At 39.7% G+C, this 15,500-nt stretch carries 14 protein-coding genes and 1 riboswitch; of the genes, 5 read left to right on the forward strand and 9 right to left on the reverse strand.

Features of this window, described 5'->3' with window-relative positions; translation table 11 throughout:
* Window positions 1-10: 10 nt before the first annotated feature.
* Window positions 11-1,066, reverse strand: a complete 1,056-nt coding sequence (locus PARA_RS00960) for a transferrin-binding protein-like solute binding protein (RefSeq protein ID WP_014064131.1) — start codon at window positions 1,064-1,066, stop codon at window positions 11-13.
* A gap of 147 nt (window positions 1,067-1,213) precedes the next feature.
* Between PARA_RS00960 and PARA_RS00965 the strand changes: the two genes are divergently transcribed.
* Entirely contained in the window at window positions 1,214-3,508 is a 2,295-nt protein-coding gene (locus PARA_RS00965) for a TonB-dependent hemoglobin/transferrin/lactoferrin family receptor (RefSeq protein WP_014064132.1), read from the forward strand.
* A 64-nt stretch (window positions 3,509-3,572) separates the two neighbouring features.
* Here PARA_RS00965 and raiA read toward each other — a convergent pair whose 3' ends face one another.
* The 4 genes from raiA to PARA_RS00985 form a co-directional block, all read right to left on the reverse strand.
* On the reverse strand, window positions 3,573-3,896 hold the full coding sequence (raiA, locus tag PARA_RS00970; protein ID WP_014064133.1) for a ribosome-associated translation inhibitor RaiA: 324 nt from the start codon (window positions 3,894-3,896) through the stop codon (window positions 3,573-3,575).
* A 241-nt stretch (window positions 3,897-4,137) separates the two neighbouring features.
* Window positions 4,138-5,508, reverse strand: coding sequence for an alanine/glycine:cation symporter family protein (locus PARA_RS00975; protein ID WP_014064134.1), 1,371 nt, complete (start codon window positions 5,506-5,508; stop codon window positions 4,138-4,140).
* A gap of 87 nt (window positions 5,509-5,595) precedes the next feature.
* Window positions 5,596-5,717: riboswitch (glycine riboswitch) on the reverse strand.
* Window positions 5,718-6,020: 303 nt separating this feature from the next.
* Window positions 6,021-8,018: a transketolase gene (gene tkt, locus PARA_RS00980; protein WP_014064135.1), complete on the reverse strand. Its 1,998-nt coding sequence runs from the start codon at window positions 8,016-8,018 to the stop codon at window positions 6,021-6,023.
* 85 nt (window positions 8,019-8,103) lie between these two features.
* Window positions 8,104-8,781, reverse strand: a complete 678-nt coding sequence (locus tag PARA_RS00985; RefSeq protein ID WP_041918191.1) for a YtjB family periplasmic protein — start codon at window positions 8,779-8,781, stop codon at window positions 8,104-8,106.
* A 68-nt stretch (window positions 8,782-8,849) separates the two neighbouring features.
* Between PARA_RS00985 and serB the strand changes: the two genes are divergently transcribed.
* The 3 genes from serB (at window position 8,850) to PARA_RS01000 (ending at window position 10,787) form a co-directional block, all read left to right on the forward strand.
* Window positions 8,850-9,794, forward strand: a complete 945-nt coding sequence (gene serB / locus PARA_RS00990) for a phosphoserine phosphatase (RefSeq protein ID WP_014064137.1) — start codon at window positions 8,850-8,852, stop codon at window positions 9,792-9,794.
* Between the two features lie 20 nt (window positions 9,795-9,814).
* The gene (locus PARA_RS00995) at window positions 9,815-10,306 is read left to right on the forward strand and encodes a YajQ family cyclic di-GMP-binding protein (protein WP_005695407.1); all 492 of its coding nucleotides are present in this window, start codon (window positions 9,815-9,817) and stop codon (window positions 10,304-10,306) included.
* Between the two features lie 70 nt (window positions 10,307-10,376).
* A complete protein-coding gene (locus PARA_RS01000) occupies window positions 10,377-10,787 on the forward strand; it encodes a hypothetical protein (RefSeq protein WP_014064138.1) in 411 nt (136 codons plus the stop codon).
* A 58-nt stretch (window positions 10,788-10,845) separates the two neighbouring features.
* Here PARA_RS01000 and argH read toward each other — a convergent pair whose 3' ends face one another.
* Window positions 10,846-12,219, reverse strand: coding sequence for an argininosuccinate lyase (argH, locus tag PARA_RS01005; protein WP_014064139.1), 1,374 nt, complete (start codon window positions 12,217-12,219; stop codon window positions 10,846-10,848).
* Between the two features lie 230 nt (window positions 12,220-12,449).
* On the opposite strand from argH, the gene rho reads away from it, so the two are divergent.
* The gene (gene rho, locus PARA_RS01010; RefSeq protein WP_014064140.1) at window positions 12,450-13,712 is read left to right on the forward strand and encodes a transcription termination factor Rho; all 1,263 of its coding nucleotides are present in this window, start codon (window positions 12,450-12,452) and stop codon (window positions 13,710-13,712) included.
* 60 nt (window positions 13,713-13,772) lie between these two features.
* Here rho and rplS read toward each other — a convergent pair whose 3' ends face one another.
* The 3 genes from rplS to rimM are packed head-to-tail and all read right to left on the reverse strand — an operon-like array spanning window position 13,773 to window position 15,465.
* On the reverse strand, window positions 13,773-14,123 hold the full coding sequence (gene rplS, locus PARA_RS01015; RefSeq protein WP_014064141.1) for a 50S ribosomal protein L19: 351 nt from the start codon (window positions 14,121-14,123) through the stop codon (window positions 13,773-13,775).
* Window positions 14,124-14,159: 36 nt separating this feature from the next.
* Window positions 14,160-14,900, reverse strand: a complete 741-nt coding sequence (trmD, locus tag PARA_RS01020) for a tRNA (guanosine(37)-N1)-methyltransferase TrmD (RefSeq protein ID WP_014064142.1) — start codon at window positions 14,898-14,900, stop codon at window positions 14,160-14,162.
* A 37-nt stretch (window positions 14,901-14,937) separates the two neighbouring features.
* The gene (gene rimM / locus PARA_RS01025) at window positions 14,938-15,465 is read right to left on the reverse strand and encodes a ribosome maturation factor RimM (protein WP_005697003.1); all 528 of its coding nucleotides are present in this window, start codon (window positions 15,463-15,465) and stop codon (window positions 14,938-14,940) included.
* Between the last annotated feature and the right edge of the window lie 35 nt (window positions 15,466-15,500).

The raw sequence follows: 15,500 nt of genomic DNA on the forward strand, positions 1-15,500 counted from the left end.
TTACTAGATATTATTGCTTAATCCCACCAAATGAACCGCGAGCTTGATCCGCTTCGTTAACAAAGAGGCCGGTCATTTCTTGTGCTTTTTCACCAAAGAAACCACCTTGCGTTTTAATTCCATTAGCATCTCCAGCAAAACTGTTGCCTGTAATCTTACCACCAAAGTTCATTCCTGGTAAGGCATTCGTTTTTCCTGCAATATTGATATCAATCACTTTTTTATCAAAATCAGCTGTTGCAGTCATTTCGCTTAGCTCACTATAATTTTCTGCACCATCTTTCTTGTAAACAGCGCCACCTTTATATTCCACTTGACCAGCAGTTGGAATTTGCGTTACTGCAGTTGGTAAACCTTGTGCAAAGAAATATCTATTGCCTGTTAATGCGTAATAATAGACACCAAATGCACTAGATTTAAAATTACTATTGCTTAAAATTGCTTGGCCTTCTTTACGAAGATTATACTGATCATCGTATGCTTCATAAGTCCATGGATCCATATCGCCCGCTCTTCTTAGGATATTGATATCCACTAGCTTACCTTTGTCATCAATAATAGTTAAATCACGAATATCACGAGTTTGTGGACGAGAGGCAACATTTTGTCCGTCAATTAAAACGCCACCAGAAATCGCATCCGTCATATTACCACTACTACCACCAAAAATTTTATCACCTAATGAAACTCGCGCTTTTTCATCCGCTAACAATTTTTCAAGCTCTTTTAATTTCGTTTCTAAGTCTGGAGATGATGTGTATGTATATGATCCTTTTGTTCCACTTGAATTACTTGAGCTACCTGAATTACTTGAACTGCTTGAACTGCCTGAATTACTTGAACTGCTTGAACTGCCTGAATTACTTGAACTGCTTGAACTGCCTGAGTTTGAACCTTTTGCTGCTGCTTCAGCTTTTTGAGTTGCTTCAGCAATTTTCTGATTCAATTCACTTTCTAATTGGCGAATTTGATCAGTATTATCCGTACCACCTTTCGAGCTAGAAGAACAAGCACTTAAAGCCATAGCGCAAGAAAGAGCAATGATTGATAGTTTAATTTTACTCATAGGAGAATCCTTATTGTTCATGTTTGATAAATAGATGCGCACAATTTACAGAAAATGAAAATAATTTGCAATAGCATTGTCAAAATTCTTTAACTTTTGTAAAATTTACTCCAAAGTTTATATATCAATCGAATTTTAGGTGAAAATATGGCTCTTAAATTTCCTCTTTCTTTAGGTGCAATCTGTGTAGCCGTAGCTTTACAAGCTTATGCAGAAGAACAAACAACACTAGATACCATCACGGTAACCGATACTGAAATCAAAGCAAGTCAAATTAAAAAAACTCGTAAAGTCATTCAAGAAGAGTTAGTGGCTGATAATTATGACTTAGTGCGTTATGCAACTGATGTTGGCATCAGCGATAATGGTCGTCGTAACAAAGGTTTTGCAATGCGAGGCGTAGAAGGTAACCGCGTTGGTATTAGTGTTGATGGTGTTAATTTACCTGAATCTGAAGAAAACTCACTTTATGCTCGCTATGGTAACTTCAATAGCTCACGATTAAGTATTGACCCTGAATTAGTGCAAGGCATTGACATTATGCGAGGTTCAGACTCTTTCAATGCAGGAAGTGGATCATTAGGTGGTTCAGTAAACTATCGCACTCTTGGTGCTGAGGATATTATTCTACCAGGTCAAAAATGGGGCGTATTGCTTAAAAATGGTTACGCGAGTAAAAATCGAGAATGGACACACACCTTAGGTGTAGCTTATAGAGATGACAAATTTGATGCAACCTTACTCTATTCTCATCGTCACGGACATGAAATGAAAAGCCGTGGCAACGGTGAAGACATTTTTGGTAATGCTCGAGGTATTCCCGACCCATCCCATCATAAAAATCATAGTTATTTAGCGAAAATTGGCTATTTCATCACGCCATCGCATCGCATAAGCGCATCATTTAATGGACAAAACGCAAATAATTTTGTTGATGAAAAATCTTACCAACTATCAGGCATCTGGCGCGAATCTGAAGATATTGGTAAACGTTATAATGCTAACGTTGCCTATGAATATTTTCCGGAAAATAATCGTTGGTTAAGTTATGTGAAAACTGACTTTGATTGGCAAAAAACGGATGTTGGTTCAAATAACTACAAAGGTGGGCATAGTTATAATGCTGATTTTAGCAAACCATCGGAAAAACGTTTATATGAAATCCAAGATACACACATGAATACTCGATTTATGCGTGGATCATTACGCGCTGATTTTCAGCCGTGGGAAAGTCGTTTTGGTAGCCATCAATTCACTATAAAAACCGGTATTTCACAAAAAGATTTTGATAACCGCAATAATCATGAATATCTAAATATAAATGCTGATGGATCTAGTGCAAAAGATAGCGAATCCATTCAACATCCGGTAAGAACACGTTCATTCTTCGCTCAGTTACAAGATAACGTAACTTGGAATGACATTTTTTCTAGCCAACTTGGTATTCGTTATGATTGGGATGAATTGGTGCCACAAGATTTAAATGCAACTTGTCGTGCTTGTAGTAGCACTCCCCCATCAAATACATTCCAAAGTGTCAGTGGTTCATTAGGATTAGATGCTCAACTTAATGATATTTGGAAAATTGGTTATAACATTTCTACTGGTTTCCGTATTCCAACAGCCTCAGAGATGTATTTTACTTATAACCATGCAGCGGGTAACTGGCTAGCGAATCCTGATTTAGAAGCTGAACAAGCGCTTAATCAATCTATTCATCTTCAAGCAGAACACCAATTAGGTTCATTCGGTCTAAATCTATATCATACTCGTTATAAAAACTTCCTCTATGAACAGGAATCAACCTATAAAAAGCGGAATCAATTCTACGATCCATATAGTGCTGGATATGGGCAGTTACCTTATTACACAACTATTGCACAACAAGCAGTAAACATTGATCGTGCTAGAATTTCAGGTGTGGAATTCACCAGCAAAGTTAACTTGGAACAAGTTTCTTCGGCCATTCCACAAGGTTGGAAATTCTTAGCTAATCTCGGTTATGCCAAAGGGAAATTGAGTGGCACTGAAGCAAGCTTACTTTCTATTCAGCCAATTAAAGTGATTTTAGGTATCGGCTATGAAGATCCAAATGATCTCTGGGGAGTTAACGTCAAAGCTAGCTATCTTGGTGCGAAGAAAGCTAAAGATGCCCAAATAGTACAATACTCAACTAACTTTGTTAGAGAAGTAAAAACTTACCCTTATCTCAATAATTCAGCCGTTTTATTCGATCTATATGGTTTCTATAAAGTGAATAAAAATATCACACTACGAGCAGGGCTTTATAACTTATTTAATCGTAAATATCACACTTGGGATACTTTACGTGGTATTAACAAAATAAGCACTACTGACTCTATAGATAAAGAAGGAAAAGGTTTAGAACGTTTTTATGCGCCTGGGCGTAATTTCGCAGCATCTGTTGAAATTCGTTTTTAACTCATTATTCTCTTAATAAGAAAGGGCGAACATCATGTTCGCCCTTTTATTCACTCACTATTCTTTATTTTTCAAAAGAATCTTTCAAACGTTCGTCTGCTCGACGAGATTCACCTTTATGTTGAAGTTTGTTTAATTGGCGTTCTAATTTTTCTTCAACTTCATTGATCGCTTTATACATATCCTCTGCTGTTGCACTGGCTAACAGATTACCTAATGGAGTTCCAATTGAAGCCTCTACAGAAAAGCCGTTTGGTACTTTACTTAAAACAAAGTGCGGGCTAATCAGTTGAGTGTGCCATTTCTCTAATTTTGCAAGTCTTCCCTCCACATGTTCACGAATTGCAGGGGTGATTTCCATTTGTTTACTTGTGATATTGAGTGTCATAGCATTTACCTCTTTTGCTTAAATGAACCCTTCGGTTCCGTTCATCTTTAATAACAACATATCGACCTTGAACCACTTTTTCAAGTGCTTTTAGTCAAATAAAAAAACAAATGTTCAAAAATATGATCGGGATCTAATTTCTGAAAAAATATGATTTTCTTTCTATGCAAACTTGTTATGATGTAAAGCTGTAAACAACAAAGGGAAGCGCTCTGCTTCCCTTTTCTTTTTATGAGATGAATTAGGCTAATTCATCTTGATCATGTTGCGTCGCTTTTAAACGCTCAAAGTAATCTTTGGTTTCTGAAATAATCTCTTTGCGTAAACCAATTAATGCAACTAAGTTCGGGAAGGCCATTAAACCATTCACGATATCCGCTAAGATCCAGATTAAATCTAAGGTTAGGAATGAACCCGCTCCAACTAGAACAATAAACACGAAGCGATAAAATTTAATACCACGGATACCAACTAGGTAAAGGAAACAGCGTTCACCGTAGTAACACCAGCCTAAAATTGTGGTGAAAGCAAAAAATAATAAACCAACGGTTACAATAGTTGCACCGATTGATGTGCCTAAGCCCTGTGCAAAAGCGTAGTTGGTAACACTTGCACCAGAAAGCTCAGGATTACTCCATGCTCCCGTAATCACAAGAACTAAGCCAGTCATCGTACATACGATGATGGTATCTAAAAATGTCCCTGTCATCGAAATTAAACCTTGGCGAACGGGCTCTTTCGTTTGCGCTGCAGCAGCAGCAATAGGCGCACTTCCTAAACCTGATTCATTTGAAAAAATACCACGTGCAACACCCGATTGAATCGCTTTCATCACGGTAAAACCAACTGCACCGCCTAAAGCCGCTTGTGGGTTAAACGCACTCTGAATAATTAATGCAATTGCAGCAGGCAATTTGTCGTAATTAACGATTAAGATGATAATTGAGGTCGCCACATAGCCGATTGCCATAAAAGGCACAATCACTGAAGAAGCTGTCGCAATACGTCTTACACCACCGAGAATAATCATAGCGACCAATACGGTCACCACTGTTGCCGTAATAATAACGGGTACATTGAATGTGTCTTGCATCGCATGCGTAATGGCATTTATTTGAGGGAAGGTACCAATACCGAAAAAGGCCACTAATACCCCAAAGAGCGCAAATAATTTAGCTAACCATTTAATACCAAGACCACGCTCAATGTAATACATTGGTCCACCGGCCATAAAACCGTATTTATCTCGAACACGATATTTCACGGCCAGTAAGCATTCAGCATATTTAGTTGCCATGCCTAATAATGCAACCAACCACATCCAAAAAATCGCACCTGGTCCACCTGCTTGCACCGCAGTGGCTACACCCACGATATTCCCTGTACCAATAGTTGCCGCTAATGCCGTACAAAGTGCCGCAAAAGAAGATACATCCCCCTTGCCTTTATTCGCACCACGAGCAAATAAATAGCTCAATGCACGAGGCAAATAACGAATTTGTAAGAAGCCTAAACGAAGGGTGAGATAAAGTCCGGTTCCGGACAATAGAATGAGTAGGGGCGGTCCCCATACAAAGCTGCTAATAGCAGATAAGGTTGTCTGTAATGACATTGATGATTCCTCGTCGTTTAAAATACAAATAAACTCGACAAGGAGACAAGAAGAATCCCGATAGAAATATTTTGATAATACCGATTGTCTTTTGCCCCTGTCCTTTTGCCTGAGCGTTTGGAAAACAATCGAAAAATCGACCGCTCTTTTGCGCCTTCGGCGTCCATTTACATCAATAAAATGCAATGGATCTCTCCAAGGGTTCGTCCAGTAACAGTCCCTGCAACCTTGCGATTGCGCCTGAAAGATTTTACCTCGTCGGCGTAGGGGCAATTCCCTACTCTCCAGCTACCTTCTTCCGAACTCACTTTTTACGTTTTATTCTTATTGCAAAAAGTACTGCAAATTTTAACAAACTTAAAAAGCGAACTCAATGGATTGACGAAAAAAGGCTTAGATAACAAGGTGAAAGCAGATAAAAACAAAGTGCGGTCAAAAATTTTCTTATTTTTTGACCGCACTTTCTTAAAAAAGAAAGGCAGGTCATTACCTGCCCTTATCTATTTTAATAATTATAAAATCTCTTTTGCTTTTGCCACCACGTTATCCACGGTGAAACCAAAGAGTTTGAATAATTGATCTGCTGGTGCTGATTCACCGAAGCTATTCATACCTACCACGCGACCTTCAAAGCCAACGTATTTATACCAGAAGTCTGCAATACCTGCTTCAATCGCAACACGTTTGGTTACAGCTGCAGGTAATACGCTTTCACGGTACGCTGCATCTTGTTTATCGAAACGATTAGTACTTGGCATAGAAACTACACGTACTTTTTTACCTTCAGCACTCAATACATCTGCTGCTTTCATCGCTAATTCTACTTCAGAACCTGTCGCAATGAAGATTAACTCTGGTGTACCCTCACAGTCTTTTAACACATAAGCACCACGCTTAACTGCATCTAATTGTGCAAAAGTGCGGTCCATTTGGGCTAAGTTTTGACGAGTAAAGATCAACGCACTTGGACCATCTTGACGTTCAACCGCTTGTTGCCATGCGATAGCTGATTCCACTTGGTCACATGGACGCCATGTTTCAAGATTTGGAATTAAGCGTAATGATGTGGTTTGCTCAACTGGTTGGTGAGTTGGTCCATCTTCGCCTAAACCAATCGAGTCGTGCGTATAAACAAAGAGTGAGCGTTGTTTCATTAATGCCGCCATACGCACTGCATTGTGAGCATATTCATAGAACATTAAGAAGGTTGCGCCATAAGGAATGAAACCGCCGTGTAAAGCAATACCATTCATGATCGCTGACATACCGAACTCACGCACACCATAGTTAAGGTAGTTACCACCTACGTTTTCGTGTGCACGAATTGGTTTAGACCCACTCCATAACGTTAAGTTAGAGCTTGCTAAGTCTGCTGATCCGCCTAAGAATTCAGGTAACACATGTGCATAAGCTTCGATTGCATTTTGTGATGCTTTACGGCTTGCAATGCTTGCAGGGTTAGCTTGTAATTTTTCAATAAACGCTTTAGATTCTGCCGCCCAATTTGCTGGTAATTCACCGTTTACACGACGTGTAAATTCTGCCGCAAGTTCCGGATATGCTTTTGCATAAGCGGCAAATTTTTCTTCCCAAGATTTTTCAGCTACAGCACCTTTTTCTTTCGCTGACCATTCAGCATAGTACTCATCTGGAATTTCAAATGGACCATATTCCCAGCCAAGTGCTTTACGGGTTAATGCGATTTCCTCATCACCTAATGGTGCACCGTGGCAATCATGAGAGCCTGATTTATTTGGTGAACCAAAACCGATGATGGTTTTACAAATAATTAACGTTGGTTTTTCTTTTTCAGCTTGAGCAAGAATGGTTGCGGCACGAATTTGTTCTGCATCGTGGCCGTCCACATTACGGATTACTTGCCAGCCATAAGCTTCAAAACGAGCAGCTGTATCATCACTGAACCAGCCATCTACATGACCATCAATCGAAATGTTGTTGTCATCGTAGAATGCGATTAATTTACCAAGACCTAATGTGCCTGCTAAAGAGCAAGCTTCGTGAGAAATCCCTTCCATTAAACAGCCATCACCTAAGAACACATAAGTGTGGTGGTCTACGATTTCATGACCTTCACGGTTAAATTGACCTGCTAATGTTTTCTCCGCAATCGCCATACCCACGGCATTAGTGATACCTTGGCCTAACGGACCAGTTGTGGTTTCAACACCTGGTGCATAACCATATTCTGGATGTCCAGGGGTTTTAGAATGTAATTGACGGAATTGTTTTAAATCTTCGATAGAAAGATCATAACCTGTTAAATGTAATAAGCTATAGATCAACATTGAACCGTGGCCATTAGAAAGTACAAAACGGTCGCGATCGGCCCATTTAGGATTGTTTGGGTTATGTTTTAAGAAATCGCGCCATAATACTTCAGCGATATCCGCCATTCCCATCGGTGCACCTGGGTGGCCTGATTTCGCTTTTTGTACTGCATCCATTGATAGCGCACGAATTGCGTTGGCGAGTTGTCTACGAGTTGCCATGTTTTTCTCCTATCTAAATAATTCTAAGTATTCTACCCTATTTACTGATTGGCTTAACCAATATTTGCAATTTTATTTAACTTGATCAAATTCTTCGACGACGTTGATGGAAACGCTGGCTACTCGATTTACCTTGTAAATTTACCACCGTTTTAGTTTCTACTGGTTTTCGATATGTTCGACGATAATGACTTAAAAAATAATGAATGGAACTGGCGAATAAAGCACCTAATAAAAAAACCACGACAATTTCACCATATAAGCGGTGGAAGACTTGATTAATTTTGCTCTGCGTCGTTTGAGCATATTGCGCGTCAAATGTTACACGCAAAAAGCCACGAACGGCATTATTCGAGGCGGAATAAATGGGCTCAACAATTTGTTGTGTTGAAAATTCACCTTCATTTTTATGTTCTAGGCCAAGTTGTTCACGAAGATTGCCGGTATTGGTACTTTGTGCCAATTCTTTGCCGTTATAATCATAAATGGTCGCATCGAGCACAAAGTTTTCTTTAACTAAATTATCCAAATTTTCGACGAGCTGATCGGATTTCGCATTATTAGTTAATAAAACCGAAAATAAATTGGCTTGCTGACGAACCAAAGTATGCGATAAATTCGCCACTTGATTCACACTTGAAAGCTGTGAACCAATCTTAAATTGTTTCACACCAAATAAAATCACCGCCATAGCACCAATGCAAAGCAGAACGATGAGTCCAAACATCAGTGATTTTTGAAGTTTTTCTTTAATTAATTGCACGTTGTTTTTCCATTTTTTCGCCAAGATCGGCTAGAATAGACGAGTATTCACAATTTACAGGATTTTCTATGCAAATTCAAAACCTTGCAAGCATTACCCAAAAATATCCCCAATTCCCCACCGCACTTTCGTCTGATTTGCCTCACTCCGATGAATCGCATGCGTTTATTTTATACGGTACAACGCTGAATTTAGCCAAATTACTCGAATTCCAACAAAAGTGCGGTCAAACTTTTCTGTGTTTTGATGCATGGAACGTTGAAAAAAATACCATTGTCCTTTTAAAAGGCGAATGGCTATCCGATTTTATTGCCCATGCTCACGACCTGCAATTAGACATCGCCAAACTGGATTTTGATGCAAAATTATCAGAAAAAGGTTTATTGGTGATGGATATGGATTCTACCGCCATTCAAATTGAATGTATCGATGAGATCGCTAAACTGGCTGGCACGGGTGAATTAGTTTCTGCCATTACTGAAAGCGCCATGCGTGGCGAGCTCGATTTTGAACAAAGTTTGCGTCGCCGTGTGGGTACGCTTAAAGGCGCGCCAGAAAGCATTTTGCAACAGGTACGTGAAAAATTACCGTTAATGCCAGGCTTAATTGAAACCATTAAGACATTACAACAACATGGTTGGAAAACCGCCATTGCCTCTGGTGGCTTTACCTATTTCGCCGATTACTTAAAAAGTTTATTAAATCTTGACTTTGCGGCTTCCAATCAATTTGAAATTATTGATGGTACGCTGACTGGAAATGTAAAAGGTAGCGTAGTCGATGCACAATACAAAGCGAATACCTTGCAAAAACTCGCTGAGGAATACGGTATTCCACGCAAAAACACCCTTGCTATTGGTGATGGCGCTAATGATTTGGCTATGATGAAGGTCGCCGGATTAGGCGTGGCATTTCATGCGAAACCAAAGGTGCAACAACAAGCACAAATTGTGGTAAACTTTGCTGACTTAACCGCACTTTTATGTCTTTTAAGTGCAAATGATCGAATTTAATTGATTTTGGGAGAAAATTTATGCCATCTTTTGACATCGTATCTGAAATTACTATGCACGAAGTGCGTAATGCGGTTGAAAATGCAAACCGCGTATTAAGTACACGTTATGATTTTCGTGGCGTGGAAGCGGTCATTGAATTAAATGAAAAAAGCGAAACCGTGAAAGTGACGACCGAATCAGATTTCCAATTAGAACAATTAATTGAAATCTTAATTGGTGCGTTTGTAAAACGTGGCATTGAGCATAGCTCATTGGATATTCCAACAGAAAGTGAACATCACGGTAAACTTTACACCAAAGAAATCAAATTAAAACAAGGGATTGAAACAGAGATGGCGAAGAAAATCACTAAATTAGTGAAAGATTCAAAAATCAAAGTTCAAACTCAAATTCAAGGTGAACAAGTACGCGTAACCGGTAAATCCCGTGATGATTTACAAGCTGTTATTCAATTAGTGAAAGGCGCGGAATTAGGCCAACCATTCCAGTTTAATAACTTTAGAGATTAATTTAATGAAAAAATATCTTTGGGTATTTTGGGCTGCCGTTCCACTATGTTCGTTCGCAAATGAGAATGCCATGAATCTCGGTGATAGCGTCATTGATGTTGTAAAATGTGAAAGCACCAAAGGGGAAAAACTTTGGGTCGCGCTAAATAATCTTAAAACATTCACTTACATGAAAAACGATGTGAATGTGGCTGATCAAACGATAGATAATGCTTACTTACAAGCTTATGCCACAGAAGCGACGCTTTTTCTTCCACCAACAGAAAATAATCAGTTGTGGACGATAATAAAAGAAAGAGCAGTAGATAAGACGAGCATCAGTCAAGTTACTATCGATTTGCGTAATAAGAAAGGTAAGCTAATTTCTCATGCTGCTTGCAAACGAAATGACGAGACTTTTTCATTATTAATGGGATCGAGTTTCGATATAAAAGAGCCTACCGATAAAATCCTTGAATTAATGGATCCACTTCCACAATAAAACTAAAGAGCGGTCAAAAAGCACAATATTTTTTGACCGCTCTTTTTATTTGCGCTAATTAAGCTAATCTCGCTTTTGCTTCTGCAATCGCTTCTGCTACACGAAGTGGTGAAACCCCACCTTTCGCACAACGTTTATCTAAACAAGATTGTAGTGAAAGAATGTCATATACATCATCCCCTACCACATCACTAAATTGACGGAATTCAGGAATGGTTAAGTCTTCCAAGGCTTTGCCTTTTTCAATGGCATAAACCACGGTTTCACCGACAATATGGTGAGAATCACGGAATGGCACACCTTTTGCCACAAGGTAATCCGCTAACTCTGTTGCATTTGAGTAGCCTTTTAAAGCGGCTTCACGTGTACGGTCGATATTCACTTTTAACTCATCTAACACGAAAGTCGCCATATCTACGCAATCTTGCCAGGTATCTAACGCATCAAAGATCCCTTCTTTGTCTTCTTGCATATCTTTGTTATACGCTAACGGTAAACCTTTTAAGGTCATCAACATACCGGTTAATGCGCCCATTACACGGCCCGCTTTACCACGAATCAATTCACAAGCATCTGGATTTTTCTTTTGTGGCATTAAAGAGGAACCTGAAGTTACACGATCTGACAATTCGACAAAATTCGCTTCACCACTGTTGAAAATAATCATATCTTCTGCAAAGCGAGAAAGATGCGCCATACTTAAAGATGCCGTTGAGAGTAATTCCACAATATGGTCACGATCAGAGACGCTATCCAAACTATTACGCGTCGCAAAAGCAAAACCTAAATCTGAGGCTAATTGTTCACGATCGACTGCATAGGCTGTCCCCGCAAGTGCACCACTACCTAATGGGCAGCTATTCATGCGTTTATAAGCATCAGCGAGACGTGAATAATCACGCTCAAACATTTCTACATAAGCCATACACCAATGGGCAAAAGTGATTGGTTGTGCACGTTGTAAATGGGTATAACCCGGCATCACCGCATCTTGCGTATTTTCAGCAGTTTGTACCAAATGGCGTTGAAGATTACGAACTGACTCTTGCAACTCGACTACACGCTGTTTGCACCACATTTTAATATCAAGTGCAACTTGGTCATTACGGCTACGACCCGTGTGTAATTTTTTGCCCAAATTACCCACTTTATCAATAAGCTTACTTTCCACCCAGCTATGAATATCTTCTGCATCATCTTGCAAAATTGCTTGTGGATTTGACCGCACTTCGATTAATAATTCATTTAAGGCAACCTCTAGCTGTTGTTGCTCTTCAGCACTTAATACACCAACATTCACTAAAGCTTTGGACCAACCAATTGAGCCTTCAATATCTTGCTCTGCCAAGCGATAATCAAAACGCAGGCTATCATTAAAATCTTTAAAACGTTTGTCTGCCGCTTGTGTAAAACGACCACCCCAGAGAGCCATAAGTTATCCTTATCTCGATTATAAAAATGATTAATTATTCAATTATTACGCATAATTAATCAACATGCAATAATAATCTCTACATCGTCTGCTATTTTACCCTGTTTTTTCTAACAAAAACTAGACAGTACTGCATTTTAGTGGTAATTTACGCAGCATTCTTAAGGGCATTGCCCACCATTCAAACAATTCAGTATTATCAACTCTTATTAATTCCAACATTATTAATTATGCATCTTACAGAACTTAAAAACACGCCTGTTTCTGATCTTGTGAAACTTGGCGAAGAACAAATGGGTTTGGAAAATCTTGCCCGTTTACGTAAACAAGACATTGTTTTTGCTATTTTGAAACAGCACGCCAAGAGCGGTGAAGACATTTTTGGCGGCGGCGTATTGGAGATTTTACCCGATGGTTTCGGCTTCTTACGCTCCGCAGACAGTTCCTACCTTGCTGGTCCTGATGACATCTACGTTTCCCCAAGTCAAATTCGTCGTTTCAATCTTCAAACTGGTGATAAAATCGAAGGCAAAATCCGTCCACCAAAAGAAGGCGAACGTTATTTTGCACTTTTAAAAGTCGACCAAGTCAACGATGACAAACCTGAAGTCTCTCGTAGCAAAATCCTTTTTGAAAACTTAACCCCATTACACGCAAACTCTCGCTTAAGAATGGAACGTGGTAATGGCTCAACCGAAGATTTAACTGCGCGTATTTTGGATTTAGCGTCTCCGATTGGTAAAGGCCAACGTGGTCTTATCGTGGCTCCACCAAAAGCCGGTAAAACCATGTTGCTACAAAACATTGCACAAAGTATCACGCACAATTATCCGGAATGTGAACTTATCGTGCTTTTAATCGATGAGCGTCCAGAAGAAGTAACGGAAATGCAACGTTCAGTAAAAGGTGAAGTGATTGCTTCTACCTTTGATGAACCTGCAACCCGTCACGTTCAAGTGGCAGAAATGGTTATCGAGAAAGCCAAACGTTCTGTTGAGCATAAAAAAGATGTGGTGATTTTACTCGACTCTATTACTCGTTTAGCGCGTGCTTACAATACCGTTACACCAGCATCCGGTAAAATTCTTTCTGGTGGTGTGGATGCTAATGCTTTACATCGTCCAAAACGTTTCTTTGGTGCGGCGCGTAACGTAGAAGAAGGCGGTAGCTTAACCATTATTGCAACTGCGCTTGTGGATACCGGTTCAAAAATGGATGAGGTTATCTTCGAAGAATTTAAAGGTACCGGTAACATGGAATTACATCTTTCTCGTAAAATTGCAGAAAAACGTGTGTTCCCAGCAATTGACTTCAACCGTTCTGGTACGCGTAAAGAAGACTTACTTACCACACCAGATGAATTACAAAAAATGTGGATTCTTCGCAAAATCCTTAACCCAATGGGTGAAGTGGAAGCGATGGAATTCCTCATCGACAAACTTATGGTGGCGAAAACTAACGATGAGTTTTTTGAAATTATGAAGCGGTCTTAATTCTGACCGCACTTAAAAACAAAAAAGGCTTGGAAAACCAAGCCTTTTTTATTTTGCGAATTATTCGCCCAAACGCTCTTTAATACGAGCTGATTTACCTGAACGTTCACGTAAGTAGTAAAGTTTAGCTTTACGTACTGCACCTTTACGTTTAACCGTGATTGAATCTACAACTGGTGAGTGAGTTTGGAATACACGCTCAACACCTACACCGTTAGAAATTTTACGTAAAGTGAATGCTGAGTGCAAACCACGGTTACGAATTGCAATAACCACGCCTTCGAATGCTTGCAAACGACGTTTGCTACCTTCAACTACCCATACTTTAACTTCTAAAGTATCACCTGGGCGGAAGCTAGGTACGTTTTGTTTTAATTGTTCTTGTTCAAGTTGTTTGATAATGTTAGACATTGTTTGATCCTTTATTGATCCTAGATGTAACTGAAACTAACTGTTATGCTCGGCTTGCGCCTCTTTTAACAGCTTACGTTGTTCGTCAGTCAGAGCTAGGCCTTCTAAGAGCTCAGGGCGTCGGAGCCACGTTCTTTGTAGCGATTGTTTTAATCGCCATTTCCGAATTTCTTCGTGATGTCCCGACATCAGCACGAGTGGTACAGTTAATCCTTCTAACACTTCCGGTCTGGTGTAATGCGGGCAATCTAATAAACCATCAGCAAAAGAATCTTCTTCTGCGGAGGCTTGTTTGCCTAATACACCGGGAATAAAACGCGCAACAGCATCAATTAATGTCATTGCCGGCAATTCCCCACCGGTCAGAACGTAATCGCCGATTGACCATTCTTCATCGATTTCAGTTTGAATCAATCGCTCATCAATACCTTCGTAACGTCCACATACCAAAATCAATTTTTGATTTTGAGCAAGCTCGGTTACGCCGCCTTGATCGAGTTTACGTCCTTGTGGCGAAAGGTAAATCACCTTTGCGCCTTCTCCTGCCGCTGCTTTCGCAGCATGAATCGCATCCCGTAAAGGTTGCACCATCATCAGCATTCCTGGACCACCACCATAAGGGCGGTCATCCACAGTTTTATGCTTATCGAATGTAAAATCTCTTGGATTCCAACATTCCACTTGCAGAAGATTGTGTTTTACGGCTCTACCTGTAACCCCAAATTCCGTAATCGCTTTAAACATTTCGGGGAATAATGATATCACCCCTATCCACATAAAAAGCCTACTACATTACGTTTGTGCATACTTGAGATTAGAAACCAGCGTCCCAATCCACTTCAATTGTTTTCGTGGTGAGATCGACTCTTTTAACTACTTGTTCATACAAAAACGGAATTAACCGCTCTTGTTTTCCAAAAGCATCTTTGGTATTGGCTTTCACCACTAACACATCATTAGAACCGGTTTCCATCATCTCTGTTACCGTTCCCATTGTATAACCTTCTAGGTTGACGACTGAACAACCGATTAAATCGTGCCAGTAATAATCGCCCTCTTCCAGTTCAGGGAAAACAGATAAATCCACACCAATTTCAACATTCGCTAAAGTTTGTGCGGCTTCACGATCATCAACGCCTTTTAATTTAACGATGATTTCGTGATTATGATGACGCCAGTTTTCTAATTCCGTTGGCTGCCATTCACCTTTGATTTTTAAAAACCAAGGTTGGTAATCAAAAATGCTTTCAGCTTGTTCTGTTGATGAATAAATACGTAACCACCCACGAATACCGTAGGTTGAGCCTAATTTGCCCACAACTTCAATGCGTTGTTGTTCCATATTTTTCACCTATCTTAGTTTAAGAACTAAATCAA

The organism is Haemophilus parainfluenzae T3T1 (assembly GCF_000210895.1).
Taxonomy (GTDB): Bacteria; Pseudomonadota; Gammaproteobacteria; order Enterobacterales; family Pasteurellaceae; genus Haemophilus_D; species Haemophilus_D parainfluenzae_A.

What these genes read in the sequence shown, in the direction of transcription:
- serB (WP_014064137.1), top strand. Translation starts at nt 8,850, where the DNA reads ATGCAAATTCAAAACCTTGCAAGCATTACCCAAAAATATCCCCAATTC.
- rho (WP_014064140.1), top strand. Translation starts at nt 12,450, where the DNA reads ATGCATCTTACAGAACTTAAAAACACGCCTGTTTCTGATCTTGTGAAA.
- argH (WP_014064139.1), bottom strand. Translation starts at nt 12,219, where the DNA reads ATGGCTCTCTGGGGTGGTCGTTTTACACAAGCGGCAGACAAACGTTTT.
- PARA_RS01000 (WP_014064138.1), top strand. Translation starts at nt 10,377, where the DNA reads ATGAATCTCGGTGATAGCGTCATTGATGTTGTAAAATGTGAAAGCACC.
- PARA_RS00965 (WP_014064132.1), top strand. Translation starts at nt 1,214, where the DNA reads ATGGCTCTTAAATTTCCTCTTTCTTTAGGTGCAATCTGTGTAGCCGTA.
- rplS (WP_014064141.1), bottom strand. Translation starts at nt 14,123, where the DNA reads ATGTCTAACATTATCAAACAACTTGAACAAGAACAATTAAAACAAAAC.
- tkt (WP_014064135.1), bottom strand. Translation starts at nt 8,018, where the DNA reads ATGGCAACTCGTAGACAACTCGCCAACGCAATTCGTGCGCTATCAATG.
- raiA (WP_014064133.1), bottom strand. Translation starts at nt 3,896, where the DNA reads ATGACACTCAATATCACAAGTAAACAAATGGAAATCACCCCTGCAATT.
- PARA_RS00975 (WP_014064134.1), bottom strand. Translation starts at nt 5,508, where the DNA reads ATGTCATTACAGACAACCTTATCTGCTATTAGCAGCTTTGTATGGGGA.
- PARA_RS00960 (WP_014064131.1), bottom strand. Translation starts at nt 1,066, where the DNA reads ATGAGTAAAATTAAACTATCAATCATTGCTCTTTCTTGCGCTATGGCT.
- rimM (WP_005697003.1), bottom strand. Translation starts at nt 15,465, where the DNA reads ATGGAACAACAACGCATTGAAGTTGTGGGCAAATTAGGCTCAACCTAC.
- trmD (WP_014064142.1), bottom strand. Translation starts at nt 14,900, where the DNA reads ATGTGGATAGGGGTGATATCATTATTCCCCGAAATGTTTAAAGCGATT.
- PARA_RS00995 (WP_005695407.1), top strand. Translation starts at nt 9,815, where the DNA reads ATGCCATCTTTTGACATCGTATCTGAAATTACTATGCACGAAGTGCGT.